The 23,833-nt window shown below is 61.1% G+C and carries 25 protein-coding genes and 1 pseudogene; 16 read left to right on the forward strand and 10 right to left on the reverse strand.

Annotated features, from left to right (window positions below; genetic code table 11):
• Positions 1 to 4: 4 nt before the first annotated feature.
• Positions 5 to 907, reverse strand: a complete 903-nt coding sequence (locus AMK05_RS23960) for a dihydrodipicolinate synthase family protein (RefSeq protein ID WP_064842269.1) — start codon at positions 905 to 907, stop codon at positions 5 to 7.
• Between the two features lie 307 nt (positions 908 to 1,214).
• On the opposite strand from AMK05_RS23960, the gene AMK05_RS23965 reads away from it, so the two are divergent.
• From AMK05_RS23965 to AMK05_RS23995, 7 genes are all read left to right on the forward strand, one after another.
• Positions 1,215 to 2,852 carry an ABC transporter substrate-binding protein gene (locus AMK05_RS23965; protein WP_064841814.1) on the forward strand — a complete coding sequence of 546 codons (1,638 nt, stop codon included), beginning with the start codon at positions 1,215 to 1,217 and terminating at the stop codon, positions 2,850 to 2,852.
• Between the two features lie 132 nt (positions 2,853 to 2,984).
• Positions 2,985 to 3,941, forward strand: coding sequence for an ABC transporter permease (locus tag AMK05_RS23970; protein WP_064841815.1), 957 nt, complete (start codon positions 2,985 to 2,987; stop codon positions 3,939 to 3,941).
• Between the two features lie 2 nt (positions 3,942 to 3,943).
• Positions 3,944 to 4,903: an ABC transporter permease gene (locus AMK05_RS23975; RefSeq protein ID WP_064841816.1), complete on the forward strand. Its 960-nt coding sequence runs from the start codon at positions 3,944 to 3,946 to the stop codon at positions 4,901 to 4,903.
• Positions 4,900 to 5,907, forward strand: coding sequence for an ABC transporter ATP-binding protein (locus AMK05_RS23980; RefSeq protein WP_064841817.1), 1,008 nt, complete (start codon positions 4,900 to 4,902; stop codon positions 5,905 to 5,907). The genes AMK05_RS23975 and AMK05_RS23980 overlap by 4 nt, the downstream gene beginning before the upstream one ends.
• On the forward strand, positions 5,907 to 6,899 hold the full coding sequence (locus AMK05_RS23985) for an ABC transporter ATP-binding protein (RefSeq protein WP_064841818.1): 993 nt from the start codon (positions 5,907 to 5,909) through the stop codon (positions 6,897 to 6,899). Before AMK05_RS23980 ends, AMK05_RS23985 begins: the two co-directional genes overlap by 1 nt.
• Positions 6,896 to 7,960 carry a four-carbon acid sugar kinase family protein gene (locus AMK05_RS23990; protein ID WP_064841819.1) on the forward strand — a complete coding sequence of 355 codons (1,065 nt, stop codon included), beginning with the start codon at positions 6,896 to 6,898 and terminating at the stop codon, positions 7,958 to 7,960. The genes AMK05_RS23985 and AMK05_RS23990 overlap by 4 nt, the downstream gene beginning before the upstream one ends.
• Before the next feature lie 21 nt (positions 7,961 to 7,981).
• Positions 7,982 to 8,746, forward strand: coding sequence for a FadR/GntR family transcriptional regulator (locus tag AMK05_RS23995; protein ID WP_064841820.1), 765 nt, complete (start codon positions 7,982 to 7,984; stop codon positions 8,744 to 8,746).
• Between the two features lie 81 nt (positions 8,747 to 8,827).
• On the opposite strand, the gene AMK05_RS24000 is transcribed toward AMK05_RS23995, so the two are convergent.
• The 5 genes and pseudogenes from AMK05_RS24000 to AMK05_RS24015 form a co-directional block, all read right to left on the reverse strand.
• Entirely contained in the window at positions 8,828 to 9,106 is a 279-nt protein-coding gene (locus AMK05_RS24000; RefSeq protein ID WP_064842271.1) for a hypothetical protein, read from the reverse strand.
• Positions 9,107 to 9,142: 36 nt separating this feature from the next.
• Positions 9,143 to 9,232: pseudogene (locus AMK05_RS36245) on the reverse strand (DUF2934 domain-containing protein); the annotation flags it as partial.
• A gap of 70 nt (positions 9,233 to 9,302) precedes the next feature.
• Positions 9,303 to 9,830, reverse strand: a complete 528-nt coding sequence (locus AMK05_RS24005) for a DUF4142 domain-containing protein (RefSeq protein WP_064841821.1) — start codon at positions 9,828 to 9,830, stop codon at positions 9,303 to 9,305.
• A gap of 122 nt (positions 9,831 to 9,952) precedes the next feature.
• Positions 9,953 to 10,411, reverse strand: coding sequence for a DUF421 domain-containing protein (locus AMK05_RS24010; protein WP_064841822.1), 459 nt, complete (start codon positions 10,409 to 10,411; stop codon positions 9,953 to 9,955).
• A gap of 10 nt (positions 10,412 to 10,421) precedes the next feature.
• Complete coding sequence (locus AMK05_RS24015; RefSeq protein ID WP_064841823.1) at positions 10,422 to 11,651, reverse strand: protein-L-isoaspartate(D-aspartate) O-methyltransferase; 1,230 nt, start codon at positions 11,649 to 11,651, stop codon at positions 10,422 to 10,424.
• Positions 11,652 to 11,939: 288 nt separating this feature from the next.
• Here AMK05_RS24015 and AMK05_RS24020 point away from each other — a divergent pair, with 288 nt between their 5' ends.
• The 3 genes from AMK05_RS24020 (at position 11,940) to AMK05_RS24030 (ending at position 14,466) form a co-directional block, all read left to right on the forward strand.
• A complete protein-coding gene (locus tag AMK05_RS24020) occupies positions 11,940 to 13,838 on the forward strand; it encodes an APC family permease (protein ID WP_064841824.1) in 1,899 nt (632 codons plus the stop codon).
• 74 nt (positions 13,839 to 13,912) lie between these two features.
• Positions 13,913 to 14,152, forward strand: coding sequence for a hypothetical protein (locus AMK05_RS24025; protein ID WP_064841825.1), 240 nt, complete (start codon positions 13,913 to 13,915; stop codon positions 14,150 to 14,152).
• A gap of 50 nt (positions 14,153 to 14,202) precedes the next feature.
• Positions 14,203 to 14,466: a hypothetical protein gene (locus tag AMK05_RS24030; protein WP_064841826.1), complete on the forward strand. Its 264-nt coding sequence runs from the start codon at positions 14,203 to 14,205 to the stop codon at positions 14,464 to 14,466.
• Positions 14,467 to 14,515: 49 nt separating this feature from the next.
• Here the strand turns inward: AMK05_RS24030 and AMK05_RS24035 are convergent, their stop codons facing one another.
• Entirely contained in the window at positions 14,516 to 15,316 is an 801-nt protein-coding gene (locus tag AMK05_RS24035; RefSeq protein ID WP_064841827.1) for an SDR family NAD(P)-dependent oxidoreductase, read from the reverse strand.
• Positions 15,317 to 15,327: 11 nt separating this feature from the next.
• The gene (locus AMK05_RS24040; protein ID WP_064841828.1) at positions 15,328 to 16,497 is read right to left on the reverse strand and encodes a zinc-dependent alcohol dehydrogenase; all 1,170 of its coding nucleotides are present in this window, start codon (positions 16,495 to 16,497) and stop codon (positions 15,328 to 15,330) included.
• A 300-nt stretch (positions 16,498 to 16,797) separates the two neighbouring features.
• On the opposite strand from AMK05_RS24040, the gene AMK05_RS24045 reads away from it, so the two are divergent.
• From AMK05_RS24045 to AMK05_RS35345, 3 genes are read left to right on the forward strand one after another with little or no spacing between them, the layout of a single operon-like run.
• A complete protein-coding gene (locus AMK05_RS24045) occupies positions 16,798 to 17,019 on the forward strand; it encodes a hypothetical protein (RefSeq protein ID WP_064841829.1) in 222 nt (73 codons plus the stop codon).
• On the forward strand, positions 17,016 to 17,213 hold the full coding sequence (locus tag AMK05_RS34735; protein ID WP_143535756.1) for a hypothetical protein: 198 nt from the start codon (positions 17,016 to 17,018) through the stop codon (positions 17,211 to 17,213). Before AMK05_RS24045 ends, AMK05_RS34735 begins: the two co-directional genes overlap by 4 nt.
• On the forward strand, positions 17,210 to 17,383 hold the full coding sequence (locus AMK05_RS35345; RefSeq protein ID WP_171899849.1) for a hypothetical protein: 174 nt from the start codon (positions 17,210 to 17,212) through the stop codon (positions 17,381 to 17,383). The genes AMK05_RS34735 and AMK05_RS35345 overlap by 4 nt, the downstream gene beginning before the upstream one ends.
• Here AMK05_RS35345 and AMK05_RS24050 read toward each other — a convergent pair.
• Positions 17,380 to 18,417, reverse strand: a complete 1,038-nt coding sequence (locus AMK05_RS24050; protein ID WP_064841830.1) for a Gfo/Idh/MocA family protein — start codon at positions 18,415 to 18,417, stop codon at positions 17,380 to 17,382. The genes AMK05_RS35345 and AMK05_RS24050 overlap by 4 nt on opposite strands.
• Entirely contained in the window at positions 18,414 to 19,403 is a 990-nt protein-coding gene (locus AMK05_RS24055) for an MDR/zinc-dependent alcohol dehydrogenase-like family protein (RefSeq protein WP_064841831.1), read from the reverse strand. The genes AMK05_RS24050 and AMK05_RS24055 overlap by 4 nt, the downstream gene beginning before the upstream one ends.
• A 178-nt stretch (positions 19,404 to 19,581) precedes the next feature.
• Between AMK05_RS24055 and AMK05_RS24060 the strand changes: the two genes are divergently transcribed.
• Genes AMK05_RS24060 through AMK05_RS24070 form a run of 3 tightly spaced genes read left to right on the forward strand, consistent with a single transcriptional unit; the run spans position 19,582 to position 23,833 of the window.
• Positions 19,582 to 20,685 carry an NAD-dependent epimerase/dehydratase family protein gene (locus tag AMK05_RS24060; protein ID WP_064841832.1) on the forward strand — a complete coding sequence of 368 codons (1,104 nt, stop codon included), beginning with the start codon at positions 19,582 to 19,584 and terminating at the stop codon, positions 20,683 to 20,685.
• Positions 20,682 to 22,724, forward strand: coding sequence for an NAD-dependent epimerase/dehydratase family protein (locus AMK05_RS24065; protein ID WP_064841833.1), 2,043 nt, complete (start codon positions 20,682 to 20,684; stop codon positions 22,722 to 22,724). The genes AMK05_RS24060 and AMK05_RS24065 overlap by 4 nt, the downstream gene beginning before the upstream one ends.
• A gap of 38 nt (positions 22,725 to 22,762) precedes the next feature.
• Positions 22,763 to 23,833, forward strand: a complete 1,071-nt coding sequence (locus AMK05_RS24070; RefSeq protein WP_094447637.1) for a glycosyltransferase family 4 protein — start codon at positions 22,763 to 22,765, stop codon at positions 23,831 to 23,833.

Raw genomic sequence — 23,833 nt, forward strand, 5'->3', positions numbered from 1 at the left:
CTCCTCAGGGCAGCTTGGCGTAGCTTTCAGCGAGCGCGGCATAATCCGTCTCGCCGAGCGGCATCAGCGGGGCGCGCGTGCGCTTCCAGGCGGGATTGCCGGTCTTCAACCCCACCATTGCCTTGATGGTCGGGATCTGGACGTAGGAATTGGACAGCGTGCGATAGGCGTTGATGCGCGCCTGCGCCGCCTCGACATCGGCGGCGCGCGCCTCGTCATGGACATGGTCGTAGACGGTGCGCAGCGAATCCGCCACCAGATTGGAGGTGGCCGTGATGCAGCCGGCGCCACCGGCCTTCATCAGCGGCAGCAGCAGCGGATCGGCGCCCGCCAGCACCGAAAAACCGGGATGGGCGGCGATGATGGCCTGCATGTTATTGAAATCGCCGGCAGATTCCTTGATCCCGACGACGGTTTCCGGGAAAGCCGCAATCAGCCTGCCGATCAGCGGAATGGAGAGCGGCACGCCCGAGACCTGCGGAATATGATAGAGGATGACCCGCAGACGCGTATCGGCGACCTTTTCCAGCACCTGCGAATAGGCGGCGAAGAGGCCGTCGTCGGAGACGCCCTTGTAGTAGAAGGGCGGCAGCATCACCACCTTGGTGACGCCGAGCGACAATGCGTGCCGGGTCAGTTCGACGGTCTCCGGAATGGCGACGACGCCGGTGCCAGGCAAAAGCCTGTCGGCCGGAATGCCGGCCTTCACAGCCGCTTCCAATATGGCGCGGCGCTCGGCGCCGGAAAAGGAATTGGCTTCGCCAGTCGTGCCGAGCAGGGCCACGCCATGACATCCCTCGGCCAGCAGCTGCCGGCAGTGATCGATGAAAAGCCTGAGGTCCGGCGTATTGTCTGCCGTCAGCGGCGTTGCGGCGGCGCTGAAAACGCCTGTAATCCTGTGGCTCATTCCGCCCTCCTCGGTGCGTCCCGTCTGTTCCGGCTGCACGGGCAATTGTCGTTCGTCTGTCGCGATGGATTGCAAAAAATTTTCCATCGCAACACTTTTGTCAAGAAGACAAAATGCTCTCATCCCGGAAGTAAAAATTATCCATTTGTTATTGCTGTGATATTTTTCGTGCTAAATTTTGCCGCAACAAAAATCGCGATTTTTTGTTGACATATTTACAATAACAAGAGAACGATATGGGACGGATTGTGCTGCGCCTGGCAGGTGCAGGGAGAGCGCTGCCGAATTCACCGTGGGAGGGAATGCCATGTCTTTTGATCAATCTGAGAAAACCAATCTATCGCGTCGCAACGCGCTGAAGCTCGGTCTGGCGGCTGGCGTCGGCCTGACCGTATTCGGGATGAATGCCCGCATCGTGCTGGCCGATGAAGGCCAGGTCCTGAAAGTCGCCCATCCGGCCTTCGACCAGGATTGGTCGCCGCTGCGCGGCGGCGGCAGAACGTTCCGCTGGAATTCGATCTGGTGGGCGGCGCCGATGTATTTCGACAGTCAGGGCAACATCAAGCCTTACGTCTTCACCAGCTGGGAATCGGCCGACAACACGGTGTGGACCTTCAAGATCGATCCCAAGGCCGTCTTCTCCGACGGCAGCAAGATCACCTCGGCCGACGTCAAGGGATCGTGGGAAGTCGCTTCGATGCCGAACACCAAGAGCCAGCGCGCCGACCAGGTGCTGAGCAAGGTCAAGGGTTATGCCGAAATCGCCGCCGGCTCCGGCAACGAGCTGACCGGCGTCGCGACCCCCGACGACGGCACGGTGGTGGTGACGCTCGCCGCCGCCGACCCGATCTTCTTCATGCGCCTGGCAAATCACATCGCGCCGATCACCAAGGCGTCGCAGTCGCGCGGCAGCGACGGCGAGGAGATCATCGACTGGTACAAGCCGGAGAACAAGCCGGTCTTCTGCGGCCCGTTCAAGCTGACAAGCATCGATATCGATGCCGGCAAGATCACATTCGAGCCGAACGAAAACTTCTTCGGGCAGAAGCCGAAGCTTGCCCGCATCGACATCACCTCGATCGAGGACAATGTCACCGCGACATCGCTGATCAAATCCGGTGAGTTCAACGCCCATACCGAGCTCGTCACCTCGACGATCATCCAGGATCTCGGCCCGGAATTCTCGGCCGGCCCGCTGATCCCGACCAGCCAGCACTTCTGGTTCAACATCTCCCGCGCGCCGATGGACGATCCGAAGGTCCGCCAAGCGCTGATCATGGCGGTCGATCGCGACGGGTTGTTCAAGGCGTCCTATCCGGATGGGCCGCACAAGAAGGCCGACCAGATCCTTAACTCGGTTCCCGGCGCCGACAATTCCGGCTTCGAGCCCTTTCCCTATGATCCGGCAGCCGCCAAGAAGTTGCTTGCCGAATCGAGCTATGGCGGGCCCGAACGCCTGCCGAAGCTCCTGTTCGTCGGCATCTCGGCGCCGGCCATCCAGGCCGCCGCCCAATTCATCGCCGAGCAGTGGCGCCAGAATCTCGGCATCACGGCCGTCGACATGAAGCCGCAGCAGGACGCCTATGCCGGTCCGGACCAGAACTCGGTCCAGATCTTCCGCGACGACGTCGGCACCCGCGTTCCCGACGCCGTTTCCTATCTCACGGGCAGCATCGCCTCGACCTCGTCGAACGCGCAGAACAAGCTCGGCGGATACAAGAACGACAAGGTCGACAGCGCCCTTGCCGAAGCGGCGACCAAGGCTGCGGACGATCCGCAGCGCGTTACTCTCGCCCAGGAGGCCCAGAAGGCGTTCCGCGAGGATTGGGCCTTCATTCCATGGTATTCTCAAGCAATGTCGCGCTGGGCCACCAAGGAGGTTAAGGGCATGGAGAAGAACCTCGACTGGCAGATCGCCGAACCCTGGAACATTTCCATCGGCTGATTGGGACTATCGTTTCTGACAATGAGCGCGCGAGGGCCGCAAGGCCTTCGCGCAAGTTCGAGAAGAAGAGATGCGATCTGCCGGGCTTTAGCAAAGGGCGGGAACGCATCATACAACAGGTGGGAGGTAGCCTTGCTGCGCTACGTGCTAACCCGGTTTGCCATCTGGATTCCGTCCGTACTGGTGGTGATGCTGGCGGTCTACGCGCTGGCCTTTTACGGCGCCGGCGACCCGATCAAGCTGATCTTCCTGCGCGCTCCCGGCGATGTCGCCTATAATCCGCAGCGCATCGAAGCCATCCGTGAAAGTGCAGGCCTCAACAGGCCCTTCATCGAGCAATTCGGGCTTTACATCTGGAACCTGCTGCACGGCCAGTTCGGCAATTCGCTGACCTCGGGCCGCGCCGTCTGGGCGATGGTCTCGGCCGCGGCCCCCGTCTCCTTCCAGCTTGCCCTCTGTGCCGTCATCCTGACGACCGTCGTCGCGATCCCGCTCGGCATGATCGCGGCGCTGAACCAGAATTCGCGCCTCGACTATGCCATTCTGGGTTCGGCCCTATTCCTCTGGGCGATTCCGGCCTATGTCGCCGGTCCCTTGCTGATGGTCGGCCTCATCGTGCTCTTGCCGGGTGCGAGTGTGCCCTATGGCTGGGGCGGCATCTTCGATGTCCGCATCCTGTTGCCGCTGCTGGTGCTGTCCTTCCAGCCGATCGCGCTGATCGTGCGCCAGACCCGAGCCGCCGTCATCGAGGTGCTGTCGGAGGATTTCGTCCGCACCGCCCGCGCCAAGGGCGTGCCGGAGATCGTCGTGGCGCTGCGCCATATCCTGCGGCCGGTGCTGACCCCCGTCGTGACCCAGCTCGGTCTCATCATGATCACCATCGTCAACGGCGCCATCTTCGTCGAGCTGGTCTTCGGCCTGCCGGGCCTCGGCCGGCTGACGGTGCAGGCGCTGATCAATTCCGATTATCCCGTCATTCTGGCAATCACGCTGATCGGGTCGTTCCTGGTAATGGTCTCGAACCTTTTGGTCGATGTGCTCTATCCGTTGCTCGATCCCCGCGCCAATGATGCAAGAAGGAGCCGCTGACCATGTCCGCAATCCCTCTTTCCACCCCTGAATCCGTCGAGGAGCAGCCGGTCAGCCTGTGGCGCGACGCCTGGTATCGGTTGAAGCGCAACAAGCTCGCCGTCTTCGGCCTCGTCGTGGTCCTGATTCTCGCCTTCACGGCGATCTTCGGGCCTTACCTCACGCCATACGACTATCTGAGCCAGGATCTTAACGCCCGCAACGCGCTGCCGTCGATGAGCCATCTCTTCGGAACCGACGACCTCGGCCGCGATGTCTTCAGCCGCGTCGTCTTCGGCACGCGGACCGCCTTTCTCGTTGCCGTCATCGTCACCTTCTTCGCCGTGCTGATCGGGCTCACCCTTGGCGCCGTCGCCGGTTTCTTCGGCAATCCTTTCGACCGCGCCATCATGTGGCTGACCGACGTGACGATGTCGGTTCCCAACCTGCTGCTTGTCGTCGTCATCAACGCCTCGCTGAAATCGCCGATCACCCGCTGGATGGAGGCGCGCTACCTCGAGACCCTCAATCCCTTCTACCGCCAGACGATCTGGGTGGATTTCATCCTCGTCTTCGGATCGATGGCGCTGATCTCCTGGCCGCCCTATGCGCGCCTTGTGCGCGCCCAGGTCCTGTCGATCCGCAGCCGGCCCTATATCACCGCGGCCCAGGCGCTCGGCCTGTCGAACTGGGTCATCATCAAGCGTTATGTCGTGCCGAATGCGCTCGGGCCGCTGATCGTCTCGGTCAGCGCGGGTCTCGGCACGGCGATGGTGCTGGAAAGCGCCTTCAGCTTCCTCGGCGTCGGGGTCAATCCGCCGACGCCGAGCTGGGGCAACATGATCTCGGACGGCCTTCGCGTCTGGCAGCATTATCCGCATCTTCTCGCCGCTCCGGCGGCGGTGCTCGGCCTTGCCTCGGTTGCCTTCAGCTTCCTCGGCGATGGCCTCAACGACGCGCTCAATCCGCGGGGCAGCAAATGATGGACACGCAAAACAGAGAACGTCTGCTCGATGTCAGGAACCTCACCGTCGAGATCGACGGCCGCAACGGTCCGGCCGTCGTCGTCGACGGCATCGACCTCCATGTCGACAAGGGCGAGACGCTCGGCGTCGTCGGCGAATCCGGCTGCGGCAAGAGCCTCACCATGCTGAGCCTGATGCGGCTTCTGCCGAACAAGATCAAGGTCGCCAAGGGAACGGCCACCTTCGCCGGCCGCGACCTGCAGACGATGTCGAATGGCGAGCTGCGCAAGGTGCGCGGCGGCGATATCGGCTTCGTCTTCCAGGATCCGATGACCTCGCTCAATCCTGTCATGCGCGTCGGCGACCAGATCTGCGAGCCGCTGATCTATCATCGAAAAATGAAAAAGGCGGAGGCCCGCGCCCGCGCCGTCGAACTTCTGCGCCTCGTCGGCATTCCCGGTCCCGAAGAGCGGCTGCAGGCCTTTCCGCACGAGCTCTCCGGCGGCATGCGCCAGCGCGTGATGATCGCCATTGGGCTTGCCTGCAATCCCAAGCTCCTGATCGCCGACGAGCCGACCACGGCGCTCGACGTCACCATCCAGGCCCAGATCGTCGACCTGGTGAAGGATCTGCGCGCCAAGCTCGGCATGTCCGTCGTCTGGATCACCCATGATCTGGCGCTGATCGCCGGCCTCGTCGACCGCGTCGCCGTGCTTTACGCCGGCACCGTCGTCGAGGACGCGCCGGTCGACGAACTCTATGCCCGCCCGAGCCATCCCTATACGCGCGGCCTGCTTTCCTCGATCCCGAAACTGTCCGATCCGCCGGCAAGCCGGCTCTCTTCGATCGGCGGCACGCCGCCGGAGCCCGGCCGCCGCCCGAAGGGCTGCCCCTTTGCGCCGCGCTGCCCGCTCGTCGAGGCGATCTGTCACGAACGGGTGCCGCGGCTCGAACCCTTGAGCGGCAGCAGCAATCACCGCGCCGCCTGTTTCGTCGTCCAGAGAATGCAGGAGGCCGCGTGATGGCTGCGCAACCGCTGCTCAAGGTCGAAAACCTGGTCAAGCATTTCCACGTCAAGCTCGGGGCTTTCGGCGAACGCTCGGCGACCGTCTATGCCCTCGACAATGTCGATCTCGACATCATGGAAGGCGAGACGCTGAGCCTCGTCGGTGAATCCGGCTGCGGCAAATCGACGACCGGCTTCACCATCCTCAATCTCTACAAGGCGACCAGCGGCAGGGTCGTCTACAAGGGACAGGACCTCGCCACACTCGACGAGAAGCAGATGCGGCCCTTCCGCCGCGACCTGCAGATCGTCTTCCAGGATCCCTATTCGACGCTCAATCCGCGTATGACGGTAGGCGAGGCGATCGGCGAGCCGATCCTCTTTCACAAGCTTTGCACCAAGGCCGAGCTGAAGGACAAGGTCGCGGCGCTGCTGACCGATGTCGGCCTGCCCACCCGGTTTGCCCAGCGCTACCCGCACGAACTTTCAGGCGGCCAGCGCCAGCGCGTCGTCATCGCCCGGGCGCTCGCCTGCCAGCCGAAATTCATCGTCTGCGACGAGGCGATCTCGGCGCTCGACGTGTCGATCCAGGCGCAGATCATCAACCTGCTGCTCGATCTGCAGGAGAAATACGGGCTGACTTACCTCTTCATTGCCCATGACCTCGCGGTGGTGCGCCATATCAGCACCCGCGTCGGTGTGATGTATCTCGGGCGGCTCGCCGAGCTTGCCAGCCGCGAGGAACTGTTCGACAATCCGCTGCATCCCTATACGAGAGCGCTATTGTCAGCCGTTCCGGAGACCGATCCGGAGCATGAACGCACCCGTCAGCGCCAGATCCTGCAGGGTGATGTGCCGAGCCCGCTGAACCCGCCCTCCGGCTGCCGTTTCCACACGCGCTGCCCGATCGCCATGGATGTCTGCAGCAAGGTCATACCCGTCTGGAAGGAGGCCAAGCCCGGCCATCTCGTCGCCTGCCACGCGGTCAATACGGAAGAGATCGCATGACGCTGAAGGCCGCGATCATCGCCGACGATCTGACGGGCGCGCTCGATACCGGCACGCCCTTTGTCGCGGCCGGCCTTTCGGTCGCGGTCGCCGTCGACGTCGATGCGGCGCAGGATGCGGTTGCCACCGGCTGCGATGTCGTGGTCGTCAATACAGCGTCGCGGGCGCTTGGTGAGCGCGAAGCCGCCGAAAGGGTGCGATCGGCGACGAAGGTGTGGCGTGATGTGAAGCCTGCCGTCGTCATGAAGAAGATCGACTCCCGGCTGAAGGGCAATGTCGCGGCGGAAAGCCTGGCGCTGGCGGATGCGCTCGGCCTGAAGAATATCCTGGTGGCGCCCGCCATTCCCGATCAGGAGCGCCTGACCTACCGCGGTTGTGTCGTCGGCCGCGGTGTCGACAGGCCGCTGCCGATTGCCGATCTGTTTGCGGGCCGCGCGGATAATGTTGTCGTTGCAGATGCCGAAGACGATACCGATCTCGATCAGATCGTCGAGGGTCATGTCTGGCTGACGACGCTTGGCGTCGGTGCGCGCGGCCTCGGCGCGGCATTCGCCCGCCGGCTCGGCGAAACCGGGCGGCGGCCGGTGACGGAATTTACGGCGACCCCGCGCACGCTGTTTGCCTTCGGCTCACGCGATCCGATCACCTTAGCCCAGATGAACCGGCTCGAAGCCTCCGGCGCTTTGCGAATGGTGGTGGACGCGCCGATGGGGCAGATCGAATGCGGGGAAGGCCTGGCGCTGCCGGTGCTGCTGCGCTGCAGCGGCGAGATGGCGGCCGATGCTGCGCTCGTCGCCGGTGATTTTGCGGCCGGCGTCAAAAGGGTGATCGACGATACGAGACCCGATATGCTGATGGTCGGCGGCGGCGATACGGCGCTTGCGGTTTTCCAGGCGCTTGGGGTCAGGGTGCTCATGCCGAAGGGCGAGATCGAGGCGGGCGTTCCCTGGTTCGATGTCACGGCCGCCGACGGGCGGTCTTTTCGGTGTGCCGTCAAGTCGGGGGGCTTCGGTAAGCCGGATAGTTTGTTAAAGCTGGTTCTTCGGAATCAGGCGGCATAAGATACCGCCGGGGAGAATGACGTGGTTGAAGCGAACGGCGAATCTTTGAACGCGGAAGCCGGCCCGCCGGGCAAGCCGGAGCGCGGCAAGGCCGTCAAACTGGTCGATCGTGTCTTCGACCAGCTGCTCGAGCGTATCCGCGGCGGAAACTATCCGCCGGATTCACGCCTGCCCGGCGAACATGAACTTGCCTCGATGCTGGGTGTCTCCCGCCCGATCGTCCGCGACGCGCTGGCCCGCCTGCGCGACCAGGGCATGGTCTATGCCAGACAGGGCGCCGGCACCTTCGTCAGCGCCCACGGATCGCCGACGACGCAGCTCGCCTATTCGCCTGTTAAGACGATCGCCGATATCCAGCGCTGCTACGAATTCCGCCTGACCATCGAGCCGGCCGCTGCCTATTTCGCCGCCAAGCGCCGCAACGAGCAGGCGATCCAGAAGATCGCCAGCGCCCTTGCCGATCTGCGCGAGGCGACCAGTCATCAGCTTCACCGCACGGATGCCGATTTCATCTTCCACCGCGCGGTGACGGAAGCAGCCAACAATCACTATTATACGGCCTCGATCGATGCGCTGAAGGCGCATATCGCCGTCGGCATGCATCTCCACGGCCTTTCTCTGCTCGGCCCGCGCCAGGGGCTGGAGCAGGTCTATGAAGAGCATAACGCCATCTACAAGGCGATCGCCGATGGGCGGGCCGACGACGCGCAAAGGCTGATGAAGACACATCTCGAAGGCTCGCGTGATCGGCTGTTCGAGGGCAGGGCGCTCGACCTGTCCTTCTGAAGTGCATGCCGGAGCGTGGCGGAGGCCATCATCAGGAGCGATGGTTTGCGTTGGACGCCAAGCGGCGAGTTGCGATCCGCCTTAGGCCGATTGATATGTGAGGCGTCCCCAAGCCGGGTCCCATTCCACCCCTTCTGCCAATTCGACGAAGACGGGGTTATGGCTGTTGCCATTGTGGGATGCTGCCAGCTTGAAGGCCGCCTCAGGCTCCATCTCTTCACCGGGAAATATCGCGTCGTCTTGATTGCTATCAGCAACCTTGCGAACATAACCTCGGATCTCGTTGCCCGAATGGTAGAATTTGACAATCAGCGAGCCGGCCGGGGCGACACCTGAGTAATAGCGCACATATGTCGGCATAGCTGCAGCCGGATCAGCCGCGATGGCACTGGCCCTATACCAATGAGCGAGATCTTGGCCCGCCGGACGTCCTTCGCTTTCCCAAATCCGGTAGGCGCGGATTTTTCTCTCGTCGTCATTCTTCATCGCCTCCGACAGAAATTTGATCGCCTAGAGGAACCTCGGCATCGCCACGATACCGAAGCTCTATCACTGCTTACTTGTTAAGTTCCTTGGCCATCTGAAGATGATGTTCGAGAGCAGGGCGTGTGCTTGCCGCCCATGCCTTCAGCTCGGGATTGTCCCCTTCATCGCCATAGCGCTTGAAAAGATCGACGGCATCTTCATGAGCTTCTTCCTGGTCCGAATGATATTGCTTGTTGAAATCATCTCCCTGCAGGCCGTTGAGCTTGTCCAGCATGCTTTGCTGAGCCGACGTCATGGCGTCGGGAAGGGTGGCCTTGACCTTGCCGCCGGAGATCAGTGCCTTCAGTTCGCCGCTGGTCTTCTGATGGTCGGCAACCATCTGCTGGGCAAAGGCTTTCGTCGCATCGTCGCCACGCTCGGCAGCCAGTTTGCTGGAAGCGATTTCGAACATGTCGCTGGCTGCTGCTTCTTTGACGAAATCCTCGGTTTTCGGCGGAACGCCCATCAACGAATTGACGCCGGTCTTTTCGGCGGCCGACTGCGCGAAGGCAGGAACGGCGAGCGAGAGGGCAAGTGAGGCAATGATAAAGCGTTTCATCGGGATCTCCTGGGTTGCTCACCGCTAAACTATTGGAGAGGCCGAGAGTTCCCGTGTCCTCGCGCCGGGCGAGGCGTGCACGATGTGATCCGGAAGATCGGGTTAGCCAACGCAAGGACGGCTCAATCGTCAGCAGGATTTCGCTTCTTGATGATGCTGATGTTGCCACTCACCTCAAGGATCGCAAACTTGATTTCCGCTACGCTCGCGATGCCTTCCTGGTTTCGCGCCGCTTCCATGACATCTTCTTTCTGCAGCCGGCAGCCCTTAAGCGCGCGTTCGTCGTAAACGCCGTCCGCCACGAGTACGGTCGGCACGCCATCGACGATATGCGCTGCGGGGGGCCACCACCTCTTCACATAGGACAGGCCGATGTCTGTGGTGAATAGCGTGAGGATCAAGATGACGGCGTTCGTGATCGAGAAATCGTCCCCCAACATCGCCTGCTGCGTGGTTTCTGAAATCACCAGCACGATCACAAGATCGAATGGCGTCATTTGCGCCAACGTCCGTCTGCCCGAGAGGCGAATGATCACCAGCAGTGTGAAATAGATCGCTAATCCGCGCAGTACCGCGTCCACGTTGTCGCCCTCAGGGAAAGATGAAGGTTGATTGCGTCCGGATCTCTTCGCCGATGCCGATGGTGGCGCGGCGGGAGCCGACGAGCTGTGTCTGCAGACGGAACACGACCTGCGTCCGCCCGGCCGGATCGCCGGGGAACATATAGCCTATCCTGCCTTCGCGCGCGAAGGTCGCCCTTTGCGGTGGGTCGACGCCCTCGACTGAAAAGGTTTGAAGAAACTCGGCATCCATCGTGAAGATCCTGTCTTCGGATGACGGCGCGAAGTTGACGACCATATCCTCTGGCGCATTCCACCGGGAGATGACGGGAAAGTCGACAGAGCCATCGGCTAAAAAGAGCATCTGCCGTGAAAACAGGCCACCTCTGCCGAGCAAACCCAACAGGCAGGCCAGCAGAACAAGCACAAAGACGATCCAGGAAATGCGTTGAACTGCCCAGAACCTCCGCTGGAATTTGCCATGATCGAGCACACCTTCCGGCAGGTCTGGCGACTTTTGTCTTTCTCCCATTCGCTCTCCCTGCTGATTTTGCAGAAAACTTTGCTCCGATGCATAAGTTCCCTGCAACGGGACGGTCGCAGTGTACATCGGGTGTGCAGCGCTCCAGGCTTCTTGGCCGATCAAAGGAACGAAGATCACCCCGCCGAGATCTTCTTCCTCGAAAGCGGCGGCCCCGGTGCGCGTGACGCGTTTCAGCCGCTGGGTATTGCCGTGGCCAATCGGGATGATGAGCCGCCCGCCGAGGGCCAACTGCTCCTTTAAGGCGGACGGCACCTCGGGTGCGTTCGCAGAAACGATAATGGCGTCGAACGGCGCAGCTTCGGCCCAGCCCAGGCTGCCGTCTCCGATCCGGACATCAATGTTGCTATAACCCAGCGGCGCGAACCGTTCACGAGCCTGAAGCGCCAGCCGTTCATGGCGTTCGATGGAGTAGACGCACGTCGCTATCCGGCTGATGACGGCCGAAGCATAGCCGGAGCCCGTCCCCACCTCGAGCACGATATCGCCGCAATTCAACCCGGCCTTTTCGATCATCAAAGCGACGATGAACGGCTGCGAAATCGTCTGGCCTTCGCCGATCGGCAGCGGTGCATCCTCATAGGCGGATTCTTCAAAACCAGGATCTACGAATTTCTCGCGCGGCACAGTGCGCATGGCGCTGATGACCTGTCGATCGTGTATGCCCCGGCGCGTGAGTTGATGGTCCACCATGTGATCTCGAATGCGGGTCATGTCCATGGATCATCTCCACCGTCTTCGACGGCCCGGAAAACTGCATGGCTGCAATCGCTAGCCCTGTCGGGTGGCAGGGATCCGAAAGTGCGCCAGCGCCGCGCCGATACTGGTAAAGATGGGCTGGGCCGTGCGCGGGTCAAATGTTGCGCGAACGCACGCGGCTTTCAGAGATCGTGAACACATGCGCGCTTGCTGCAGCTGCGTAATCCAAAGCGAGGTTTGCATCCGGATTTTCGGGGAACTCGAACGATTGCCCGATGTTGGGATGGCTCCATCGACGAGGACAAAAAATTGAACCTAAGTAAGCTCCTGCTCGGCCGGCGTCTCGCCAACCGCGAGCACGAAGACAAGAAGATCGGCTGGAAAGAAGCAATCCCCGCAATGGGTCTGGACGGCCTCGGATCATCATCCTACGGCCCGGAAGCAGCTCTGACCATCCTCATTCCGCTCGGCGCGCTCGGTCTGGTCTATATCGGACCTGTCATGGGCTGCATCGTCACGCTGCTGGCGATCCTTTATTTCTCCTATCGGCAGACCCTTGCCGCTTACCCCACGAATGGCGGCGCCTATGTGGTGGCGAAGGAGAATTTGGGGGAATATCCGAGCTTGCTTGCCGCCGCAGCTTTGATGATCGATTACGTTTTGAACGTTGCTGTGGGCGTTTCGGCGGGGGTGGGAGCCCTCGTATCGGCGATGCCGGGCCTTCACCCGTACATCCTGCCGCTGTGCCTCGGAGTCGTTCTCCTTGTGATGCTTGCAAATCTGCGCGGAACGGGGGAGGCGGGCTGGCTGTTTGCGTTGCCGACCTACGTCTTTATCCTCTGCTTCCTGGGCGCCATCGGCTATGGGCTCGTCGGGATCGTTTGGGAAGGCCAACCTGCGCCCGTCATCGCGCCGCCGCCGCTCGGGCCTGTAACACAGGGAGCGACGATATGGCTGCTCATGCACGCCTTTGCCAGCGGCTGCACCGCCATGACTGGCGTGGAAGCCGTTTCAAACGGAATGGGATCGTTCCGGCAACCCGTCATGCGTAACGCATATATTACCCTGACCGTAATCGTCGTCATTCTCGGCCTGCTTCTTAGTGGTGTCGCCGCTATCGCCACTACCTACAAGATCGGCGCAATGGATCAGACGAAAGCGGGCTATCAGAGTGTTCTGTCGCAGTTGATTGCTGCCGTCGCCGGTCACGGCGCTTTCTATTACATTGCCATGACAAGCCTTCTCAGTGTCCTATGCCTGTCGGCCAATACCAGCTTTGTCGGCTTTCCCCGCCTTTGCCAGATGGTTGCCGCCGATGGCTATCTGCCCAAGGCCTTCGCTCAGCCAGGGCGTCGGCTGATGTTCACCGTAGGCATCGTTTTTCTCTCTGTGTTTGCCGGGCTGCTGCTGATCGTCTTTAGAGGGATCACCGACAACCTCATTCCACTTTTTGCGATTGGCGCGTTCCTGACATTTACCGTCTCCCAGGCGGGGATGACGATGCATTGGCGACGCCAGTCAAAAAAATATCCAGCGAAGCTGACGATGAACGCCGTCGGCGCGATTTCGACAGGGGCAGCGCTCATCATCATTCTGGTTGCAAAATTTGTGGAAGGCGCGTGGATCACACTGATTGCCGTGCCGGTCACCATCGTCATTTTGAAGTCGATCAAGGGCTACTACAGGTCGCTTCAACGCGAACTGCGAAAACCGGGTCCGATCAGCGTTGACGATATCGAGCCGCCGACGGTTCTCGTCGTCACCGAACGGTGGAACAGATTGAGCGAACGCGCCATTAAGTTTGCCCTGACAATCTCGCCTGACGTGGTCGCCGTCCATTTCGTTCGTCTCGGCGGACCCGATCGCGACGAAAGCGAAAAGACCATCCGTGAGGAATGGCAGGTTGAAGTGGAGGAGCCGCTTGCCGCACGCGGACTGACGCCGCCGAGGCTCATGCTCATTCCCGCTCCATACCGGCAATTGCATGACCCTCTCTTGCGGCTGATCGAAAAGCTGGATGCCGACAGCCCGGAGAGGCGGGTGGCGGTTCTCATCCCGGAAACGGTGAAAGACAGGTGGTGGCAGAACCTGCTGCACATGAACAGGGCCGGCCGGCTACGGGCAAAACTGGTCAGGCTCGGCGGTCCCCGCCTGACCGTGGCGACGGTTCCCTGGCGGTTATACCGGGAAGAGCAGGCGGCGACATAAGCAGTCTTGCTCCGTGGTCGAGGGAACTTCGTGCGAGGAGTGAAGTTGGAGAGGCATCAGCGAAGAGGCGTTAAATGTCCCCCAATCCACTCATGAGCGAACCCCTTGAGGATTTTGCCTCTCGCTTGGAGGCTATGGTCGACGACGAGTTGTTCGCGACCATGAGCAAGCTCGAAAAGGCAAGCGAAGCGGCCGACGATGCAGAAGAGACCCTCGCCCGGATCGCCTTGACCGAAACCGAGATCGAGCGTCGCTATCCCGGCGAACTGCTCGCCCCGTACCGCAATTGGAAGCAAAGACAACCATTGTTGTGACCGCTTCGTTGACGGCTAGATCACATAACTTCGAACAGACGGAGGCATCAATGAGCAGTTCTGAGACGACGACGGACCACAAGACGATCCAGAAATGGGCGGAAAAAAGAGATGGCAAGCCGGCCGTTATCCGCACTGGCGAAAAAGGCGGTGTGCTGCGCATCGATTTCGGGGACAAGGAAGAGGAATTCGACGAAATCGGTTGGGGCGAGTTCTTCAAGATCTTCGACGAAAACAAATTGGCTTTTCTCTATCAGGACAAGACCAGGGACGGGAAGACCAGCCGATTCAACAAATTCGTAGAGCGCGATTGAGCGGCCGGATGGCGACGGGGACGAGATCGTCGCGTCGCCCTACTCCGCCTTATTTGTTGCCGGAACCCGGCTCTGCCATTTTCGAATGCTGGTGGGCGAGCATGCTTGCCGGTGTGACATTGGCAACAGCCGCCTGCAACTTGTTCTTCCAACCGCTGACGACGTCACCTTCGCCGTCGATCATCGCGTCATAGCCGATCCGTGCGACCTCGCCGGCATCATCCTTCTCTGCCTGGCCGATCGCCGTATCCATGAGATCGGCCCGCTTGAAGAACTCGGTCTCCGTCGCCCCCGGCATCAGGCAACTGACGGTTACGCCTGATTCCTTCAATTCCTCGCGCAAGGCAAAAGAGAAGCTGTTGATGAACGCCTTGGTGCCGTTATAGACGGCCTGATAGGAGCCGGGCATGAAACCGGCGATCGAGCCTGTCAGCAGAATGCGGCCTTGGCCGTGGCTGCGCATCTGGTTGCCGATCGCATGGATCAGATAGATCGTGCCGGTGATGTTGGTATCGACGACCTTGCGCGCCTCGCCGAAATCCTGGTCAAGGAAGCCCTTGCCGAGGCCGCGCCCGGCATTGGCCATCAGGAGATCGACCGACCGACCGCTGGCGGTGATGCGCTCGACGAGCCGATTCACGCCTTCGAGCGTCGATAGGTCGGCTTCGACGGCCTCGACTGCCGTGCCGAACTCCTTGAGATTTGCTGCTGCCAGGTTGATGCGCTCCTCATCGGCGGCAATGATGAGATCATAGCCGTCCTGTGCTGCGCATTTTGCCAGTTCGTAGCCGATGCCGGTGGATGCGCCAGTGACGACGGCGAGGCCTTTGCCTGATTGACTGCGAGCCATGATGGGTCTCCTTACGGTTTCAGAACGACCTTGATGCATCCGTCCTGCTTGTCGCGGAACGTCTTGTAGAGAGCAGGCCCATCTTCCAGCGTGCCGCGATGGGTGACGACGAAGGAGGGGTCGATCTCTCCGCTTTGAATCCGCTCCATCAATTTCGGCAGATAATGCTGGACCGGCGTCTGGGCCATCTTGAAGGTCAGGCCGCGATTGATCGCCGAGCCCATGGGGATCTTGTCGAGGAAACCGCCATAGACGCCGACGATCGAGACCGTGCCGAAATTGCGGCAGCAGTGGATAGCCTGGCGCAGCACGTGCGGCCGGTCGGTTCCCATGAACATCGCGACCTTGATGCGGTCTAGCCGCGAATCCCAACTGGCGGCGGCCTCGGCTTCGGTTCCGACGGCATCGATGCAGGCGTCGGCACCACGACCATCGGTCAATTCCATGATCTTGTCGTAGATGTCCTCATCCATGAAGTCGATTGGGATGGCTCCGGCCACCTTGGCAAACGCCAAGCGCTCAGGCACGGCGTCAATGGCAATCACTCTCGCGGCGCCCAGCAGGAAAGCCGAGCGGATCGCCATTTGGCCGACGGGTCCGCAGCCCCAGATCGCGATCGTGTCGCCGGGTTGGATATTGCAGAACTCGGCTGCCATGTAGCCTGTAGGGAAAATGTCCGAAAGGAAAAGCACCTGCTCGTCGGAAAGCCCCTCCGGCACCTTGATCGGACCGACATCAGCATAGGGCACGCGCAGATATTCCGCCTGTCCGCCGGCATAACCGCCGAGCAGATGCGAATAGCCGAACAGCCCCGCCGGTGAATTGCCCCAGAGTTTCGTCACTTTCGCGCGATCGGGGTTGGAGCGCTCGCAGCCGGAGTAGAAGCCGCGCTTGCAGAAGAAACATTCGCCGCAGGAAATGGTGAAGGGAACGACGACGCGATCGCCGACCTTGAGCTTGGTATTGTCCTTGCCGACCTCGACGACCTCACCCATGGTTTCGTGGCCCATGACGTCGCCACTATGCATTTCCGGCATGACGCCGTCGTAAAGATGCAGATCCGATCCGCAGATCGCGCAGGCGGTGACCTTGATGATGGCGTCGCGGCCGTCCTCAACCTTAGGATCGGGAACGCTCTCGCAGCGGATATCATGCTTGCCGTGCCAGGTCAGAGCTTTCACGATGGTTTCTCCTCAGCAATTCTCGACGGCGCTCCAACCCCGGCTTGGCGCAAAAGTTCCCGGAGATGCGAGGATGCCCGTCGCGTCGATCCACATGGTCGAATTGGGAAAATAGGGTGGACATCCGTTGACCTCGTCGAGGCGCTGATGTCGCAACGATCCCGTCGCGATGTCCGGCGCGACAGCCTCCTAGGAGTTGTCGGGCCGGCCGGAACTAACACTATCGTCTGTTGTTTGGCTTATCCGGACATTCCTTCTTGTTCGAAGCAAAATCATTTTAACTCCTGATTGGAGGATGTGATGAACAAACGCGCAAAGACCTTGACCGGCACGAACGAACGGCCGGAGAACGAGACAATCGCTCAAAGCGGATTCGGTATTCCTGACGACAGCGGCCCGTTGGTTGAGCCGACGGAGGCGGAAATCGACCGCGTGAAGGCTTCGCGGCTGCGCGGTCGGCGCAACGAGCTGAAGGAAGAACTCGATGAACAGACCGATCTTCCGCAGAGGGGTGCGCCATGAACGAGACGAGAAATAGCTGGGACAGGGGCTTGGCCACACCGCATGAGAATGCAAAGGCGCCACGAAGGATGATGTTGTTCGTCGTGACAATTTTCGTTCTGGCTTGCGTAGCTACGCTCGCCTTTACATTGATCACCCATCCCGGTGAACCGGACGAGGCATCGCCGACGCCGGCGACGGAGCAGGCGCAATGAGCGCGGGCTCGGACAAAGATCCGATCCAGCGGCCGGCCTCGTCCTCCGCTGAAAAGCGCACCAGGCTCAATGCCGGGAGGATAGCGCTCATTCTGATCGGAACGGTCGGCGTCGTCGCGTTCGTCCTTTATGCCACAATCGTCCTCTATGGTCTCCTCAAGGGCACCTAGGGGCTCTCCCATTTTTGCGCGTAGATCCGGTCGATCGCTTCTGCAACTGCGACAAATTCTTCGCATGCGATATCATAGCGCTGACCTGCAGCCAGTCGTCTCGCCCAACCAACGGCTGCCCGTCCACCCCAGTCGTCCGGCGGCTGGGTGAGCGTTTCGTGCGATGTGCCGAACAGCCTTGCGACGGTGAAATCATAGAATGATCCACCGACATTCTCGAACGAGGCGCCACCTTCGGTTCCGAAGAACTTGGCACTGATCGCTGCATCGCAGCCGGCCTGAAGCCGCCAGGAACATGTGAGGCGAATGACCGCGCCGCCGTCAAGCGTCAGCGTCGCACAGGCAAAATCCTCGACTTGGCTGCCGTCTGCAAGTCTTTCTCCGCCAGCTCTGAGTTCGCTGGTGACGGCAGTGACCGACGGAAAATCGAGGCACCATAAGGCCAGATCGATGAGGTGGACCCCGAGATCGATGACACAGCCGCCGCCCGATAGGGTCTTGTCGTAGAACCAAGGTTTATCGGGACCGTAGGCATTGTGAAAGGTCAGATCGGCTGCGAATACCTTTCCGAGAGCGTTGGCGCGAATAAGTTCATGGATCTGCTGCATGCCTTGCGTATAGCGATAAGACAGGTCGACACCCAGCAGTCGGTCGGCTGTGCTGGAGGCATCGACGACAGCCTTGACCTCGGATGCCGTCCGCCCCAGCGGTTTCTGGCAAAAGACGGCGACGCCCGCCTCAAGGGCACGGATCGACTGTTCGGCATGGGCGGCACTCGGTGTCGCGATGACGATGCCGTCGAGCTGTTGGTCGAGCAGTTCGTCGAGCCCGGCGGCAATCCGCACACCGGGAGCCAATATCTGCGCCTCCCGCGTCATCTCGGCCGAAGGATCGGCGACCGAGACAGCTTCAGCTATACCGCTGTCGAGGATTGCTTTCATCCGGTGCCGGCCGATCCATCCGACGCCGAGAAAGCCGAGTTTTATGGGTTTGACGGCCAAGGCTGCCGTCTTTGGTAAAAGCAACTCGTTCATCGATATTGCACCAGCGCCTTGAGAAAACCGTCCGGGCGGTCGCGCGTGGTGTTCAGCGCTTCATCCAGGCTTTCCAGTGGATAGACGTGCGTGTAAAGCGGCTGCGGATCGATCCGCCCCTGGCGCACAGCCTCGATGGCCTCCCGAATGCCCTGCATATACACGGCCGGGTCGCGCTCATGGGCATTGATGACGTCGAGGCCGCGCCAGTTCCACAATTGCATGTTCACCTGGCGAGGCCCATCCTGATGATAGCCGGCGACGATCAATCGCCCGCGTTCCCTGGTGAGCTCGCCTGCCAGGTCGAGCGGCCATTGTTTGCCCACGGCCTCGATGACGCGGTTGCAGAGATTGCCGTCCGTCAGCGTTTTGACGTTCTCGATGATGCGCCAATGATCGTCCATGAAAATCGTTTGGGCTGCTCCCATCCTTCTTGCCACCTCAAGCGAATAGGCCCGGCGTGAGATGGCGATCACCCGCGCTCCGGCGGCGGCTGCAAGCTGCGTGAGAAGGGCGCCGAGAAAGCCGATGCCGATGATGGCGACGATCTGGCCGCGTTCGATATTGCTGCGGCGGAAGATGTTCATGGCGCACCCAAGCGGTTCGCCCGGAAACGGTTTGCCGTCCAATTCTCGGGGCAGTGCCGCAACCATCGAGGCATCGGCGATGTCGTGCGTGGCGTAGGCATGGTAGGAAAGAGCCGCGACGCGGTCCCCGACCTGCAGGCCGGCAACGTCGCTGCCCATATGATCTATGACGCCCCAGCCTTCATGGCCCAGTCCGCCGGCCTCCGTCGGGAAGGTCATCCATTCGGGTCCTGCCCATGGGGTGAGGTTCGATGCGCAGACGCCGCAGCCTTCCAAGCTGATCCTGACTTGGCTGGGACCGGGTTTCGGCAGGGCGCGCGTCTCGACCGCGAGTTGCCCCGGGCCCGTTACGATCGCAGCGCGCATGAGATCGGCCGTCGGCCTTGCCGCAATGTCCATCAGATCTCCTCCAGGTGGCATCATTCGAACTGCGGCCCGTTCGAAGAGTTCCGGGGGAAGTCAAAGAAGTCATAGATGATGAAGTCAATAAAGATGTCATTGATGAAGGAACTTTTCCATGAACGCTCGGTTCGGCCGCTATCTCTGAAGCAAATTGTTCAACCGGACGGACCCAATAATGATGATTTTGATAACAGGGGGGTGCGGCTTTATCGGCCGCCATGTCGCTGAAGAACTTCTCAAAAACGGCTATAAGGTGCGTGTTTTCGATGCGCTCATTGATCAGGTTCACGCCGATGCGGAGGTAAGCGTGCCCGACGGTGCGCAGGTCGTCCGAGGCAATGTCATGGACAAGGACGCGGTCCGCTCGGCGCTTACCGACGTCGACGGCGTCATTCATCTTGCCGCCGAGGTGGGTGTTGGGCAATCGATGTACGAGATAGCCCGCTACGTCGGCAGCAATGACCTCGGGACGGCTGTGCTGTTGGAGGCAATGATCGGCCAGCCGGTTCAGAAAATCGTCGTCGCCTCCTCGATGAGCGTCTATGGCGAAGGGCTCTATTTGACTGAAGATGGTCAGCGGAACGGCTCTGTCAGGCGCCGCGCCCATCGTCTGAAGCAAGGCAGGTGGGACCCAGTTGGACCGCACGAGGAGCAACTCATGCCGATCGCCACCGACGAGGAAAAACCCGTTGACCTCGCCTCCATATACGCTCTGACAAAATACGCTCAGGAAAAGCAGGTCCTGATCTTCGGTGAAGCCTACGCCAAGGACGCCGTCGCGTTGCGGCTCTTCAATGTCTTCGGCGCCGGGCAGGCGCTCTCCAACCCCTATACTGGCGTGCTTGCAAATTTCGCCTCCAGACTTGCCAACGGGCAGCCGCCGATGATCTTCGAGGATGGCAGGCAACGGCGCGACTTCGTCCATGTGCGGGATGTGGCGACGGCTTTCCGCCTGGCGTTGGAAAAGCCGGCGGCAGCCGGTCACGTGATCAACATCGGCAGCGGCCAGGCCTATTCGATCGCCGATGTCGCGGCGCTTCTCGCCGACGCCATGGGCGTGCCCGATATCAGCCCCGACATCATGAACAAGGCTCGCTCCGGCGACATCCGAAATTGTTTTGCCGATATTTCGAAAGCCCGCGAACTGCTTGGTTTCGAACCGAGATACCGACTTGAGAATGCGCTTGGTCCGTTCGCCGCCTGGGTCCGTCAAACCGGCGCGGTCGACCGCGGCGCCGAGATGAAGCGTCAACTGGAAGAGCGGGGGCTGGTTTCATGAAGAAAATCGGCTCTGGACGGCCTACCAAGCAGGAGACGAGGCAGTTCGGCTTCGTCGAGTGGTTCCGACCGGGGGAGCGCGAGCGGACAGAAGCCGTGCTGCCGGATATTCTGGCAAGCGGCGCCAGTCATCTGCGAACACACCTCTCCTGGGCCGAATACTTGGCACCCGGCGGCCAGCAATGGTTCGATTGGCTGATCCCGCGCGTTGGAGCGCAAATCGATCTTCTACCTTGCATCCATTACACACCGCCTTCGCTCTCGCGAACGGGCAGGTCGTCAGGCGCCCCGGTCGACCTCAAATCCTATGCCGATTTCGTCGACCATATCCTGACGCGCTACGGCCGCTATTTCCGTCACATCGAGCTCTGGAACGAGCCGAACAACCTGCTCGATTGGGATTGGCGTCAAGACAGCGATTTCCTGCTTTTTTGCGAGATGGTCGGAGGCGCAGCCTACTGGGCCAAGCAGAGAGGCTATAAGCCGGTCCTTGGCGGCCCGTGCCCCTTTGATCCCTATTGGCTCAATCTCATGGGCGTGCGCGGTGTGCTTGGGGTCGTCGATGCCGTCGGTTTCCACGGCTTTCCCGGAACCTGGGACAGTGAAGAAGCCACCTGGGGCGGCTGGGACATGCATCTGGGCGAGATGCGCGGGATAATCGACCGATACAATGGCGATGCCGAGATATGGATTACCGAAGCGGGCTACTCCACCTGGCGCAACGACGAGATCGAACAGGCGCGGCGCTTCATCAAGGCGCTCAACGTGCCGGCCGACCGGATGTATTGGTATTCCTGGTGCGATGTGCCGCCGGACGTCCCTGTTCAGGAAGGCTTATGGTTCGACCCGCGGCACTATCATCTTGGAGCGGTTACCCATGACAACAAGCCGAAGCTTTTGGCTCGTCTTCTGATGGAAGGCGGCGTCAGCAAGCTGGCGGAGGTTGCCGCCCTTGCAGCGCCGCACATCGCCTCCGACGCTACACCTGTGGTCGTGACCGGCGGCAGCGGCTTCGTCGGCTCCAATCTCGCCGACAGCCTGCTTGGCGATGGTGAGGACGTCATCATTCTCGATAATCTCGGGCGCGCGGGCGTCGATCAAAACCTCTCCTGGCTGATCGACAGACACGGCGCGCGGGTGCATCCGGTCCTTGCCGACGTCCGGGACCTGATGGGGATCGAAGCCGCCTTCAAGGACGCGAAAGCTGTCTTCCACTATGCCGCCCAAACAGCTGTGACCACCAGCATTGGTGATCCGCTTGCGGATTTCGAAACAAATGCGCGCGGCACCCTCAACGTATTGGAAGCGGTGCGCAAGGCAGGTAGACAGGCGCCCGTCATCTTCGCGAGCACCAACAAGGTCTATGGCGCGCTCGACGATCTCGGGATGGTCGAGGGCGACGACCGATATGTTCCCGAAAACGAGACCATAAGGACAAGGGGGATTGCCGAGGATCGGCCGCTCGATTTCTGCACGCCCTATGGCTGCTCGAAAGGTGTCGCCGATCAGTATGTCCTCGACTACGCCAAGTCCTACGGCATTCCGGCTGCAGTGCTCAGGATGAGCTGCATCTATGGGCCGCGCCAGTTCGGGACCGAGGATCAGGGCTGGGTCGCTCATTTCCTGATCCGGGCGCTCGCAGGTGAAGCCATTTCCGTCTACGGCAGCGGCAAGCAGGTGCGCGACGTTCTTCACGTGGAGGATGCCGTGGCTGCCTACCGGACGCTGCTGGCCAATATCGACCGTGTCTGCGGGAACGCTTTCAACCTCGGCGGCGGGCCGAAAAACGCCGTCAGCGTACTTTCGGTGCTGCGCGAAATCGAGGAGGTGACCGGGCGCCCGGTCGAGACCAGTTTCGGCCCCTGGCGGGCCGGCGACCAGTTCTACTTCGTTGCCGATACCGAAAAGCTCGAAAGGGAGACCGGATGGGCCGCCGGCGTCGGATGGCGCGATGGGCTGCGGCATCTGGCCGAATGGCTGATTGCCAATCGTTTCGGCGGTCAGCAGATCCGCAGGGAAAAGCGCAAGGTAATGGCATGACCACACAAAATCGACGCCCGGGGCACCGCCGCGTGCTGATGACGGTCGACGCCGTCGGCGGGGTCTGGTCCTATGCCATGGACTTGGCCGCAGGATTGAAGCCCCGCCATGTCGAGGTTGTCTTCGCAGGACTTGGGCCCCGACCCACGGCGGAAAAGATTGCCGAGGCAAACAGGCTTGGTACGCTTGTCTGGCTGGAGGCGCCGCTCGACTGGATGGCCGGGTATGAAGCGGCGGTTGCCGAGGTGCCCCGTCTGATCGCTGATCTCGCTCGCCGAAAAAAGGTAGATTTTCTTCATCTCAATTTGCCGTCGCAGGCGGCGGGCATCGAAACGGACCTGCCGGTGATCGTGGTCTGTCATTCCTGTGTCGTGACCTGGTTTGCGGCCGTGCGTGCCGCCAAGGTGCCGCGCGACTGGCAATGGCAATATCGGCTGAACCAGGCCGGTTTTGCACGTGCAGACGCGGTGATCGCACCAAGCGGCAGCCATTCTGCGGCGATGGCGGCGGCCTATGGACCGATCGCCAACCTCAGCGTCGTCTACAATTCGGCTGCGCTCAAGCCTTCCAGCGAGACCAAACAGAATTTTGTCCTGGCAGCCGGCCGCTGGTGGGACGAGGGAAAGAACGGCGCCGTGCTCGATGCGGCGGCGGGCCTGACGCGCTGGCCGCTGAAGGTGGCCGGCGCAAATCGTGGCCCTGACGGGCAATACCTGCCGTTTCGCAATGCCGACCATCTGGGCGAGCTCTCGCGCGAACGGATGATGGTTCTGGCGCGGCAGGCGGCCATTGTGGTTTCGCCGTCGGTTTACGAGCCTTTCGGGCTGGCGGCTTTGGAAGCGGCAAGGGCGGGCGCGGCCTTGGTGCTCTCCGATATTCCGACCTATCGCGAGATCTGGAACGACGCCGCGCTGTTTGTCGATCCGCATCAGCCCAAAGCGTTCGCCCATGCCTTCAACCGCCTCGCCGATGACCCGCAGCAACGGGTTGCGCTTGGCCTGAAGGCGCAGGAGCGATCGGCGAGGTTCAGCCTCGAGGGACAGGCGCAAGCGATGTACGCGATTTATTCCGGCAGGCTTGGCCACGCCTTTTCGACAGCAGCGGAGTGA

This window comes from Rhizobium sp. N324 (assembly GCF_001664485.1).
Classification (GTDB): Bacteria; Pseudomonadota; Alphaproteobacteria; order Rhizobiales; family Rhizobiaceae; genus Rhizobium.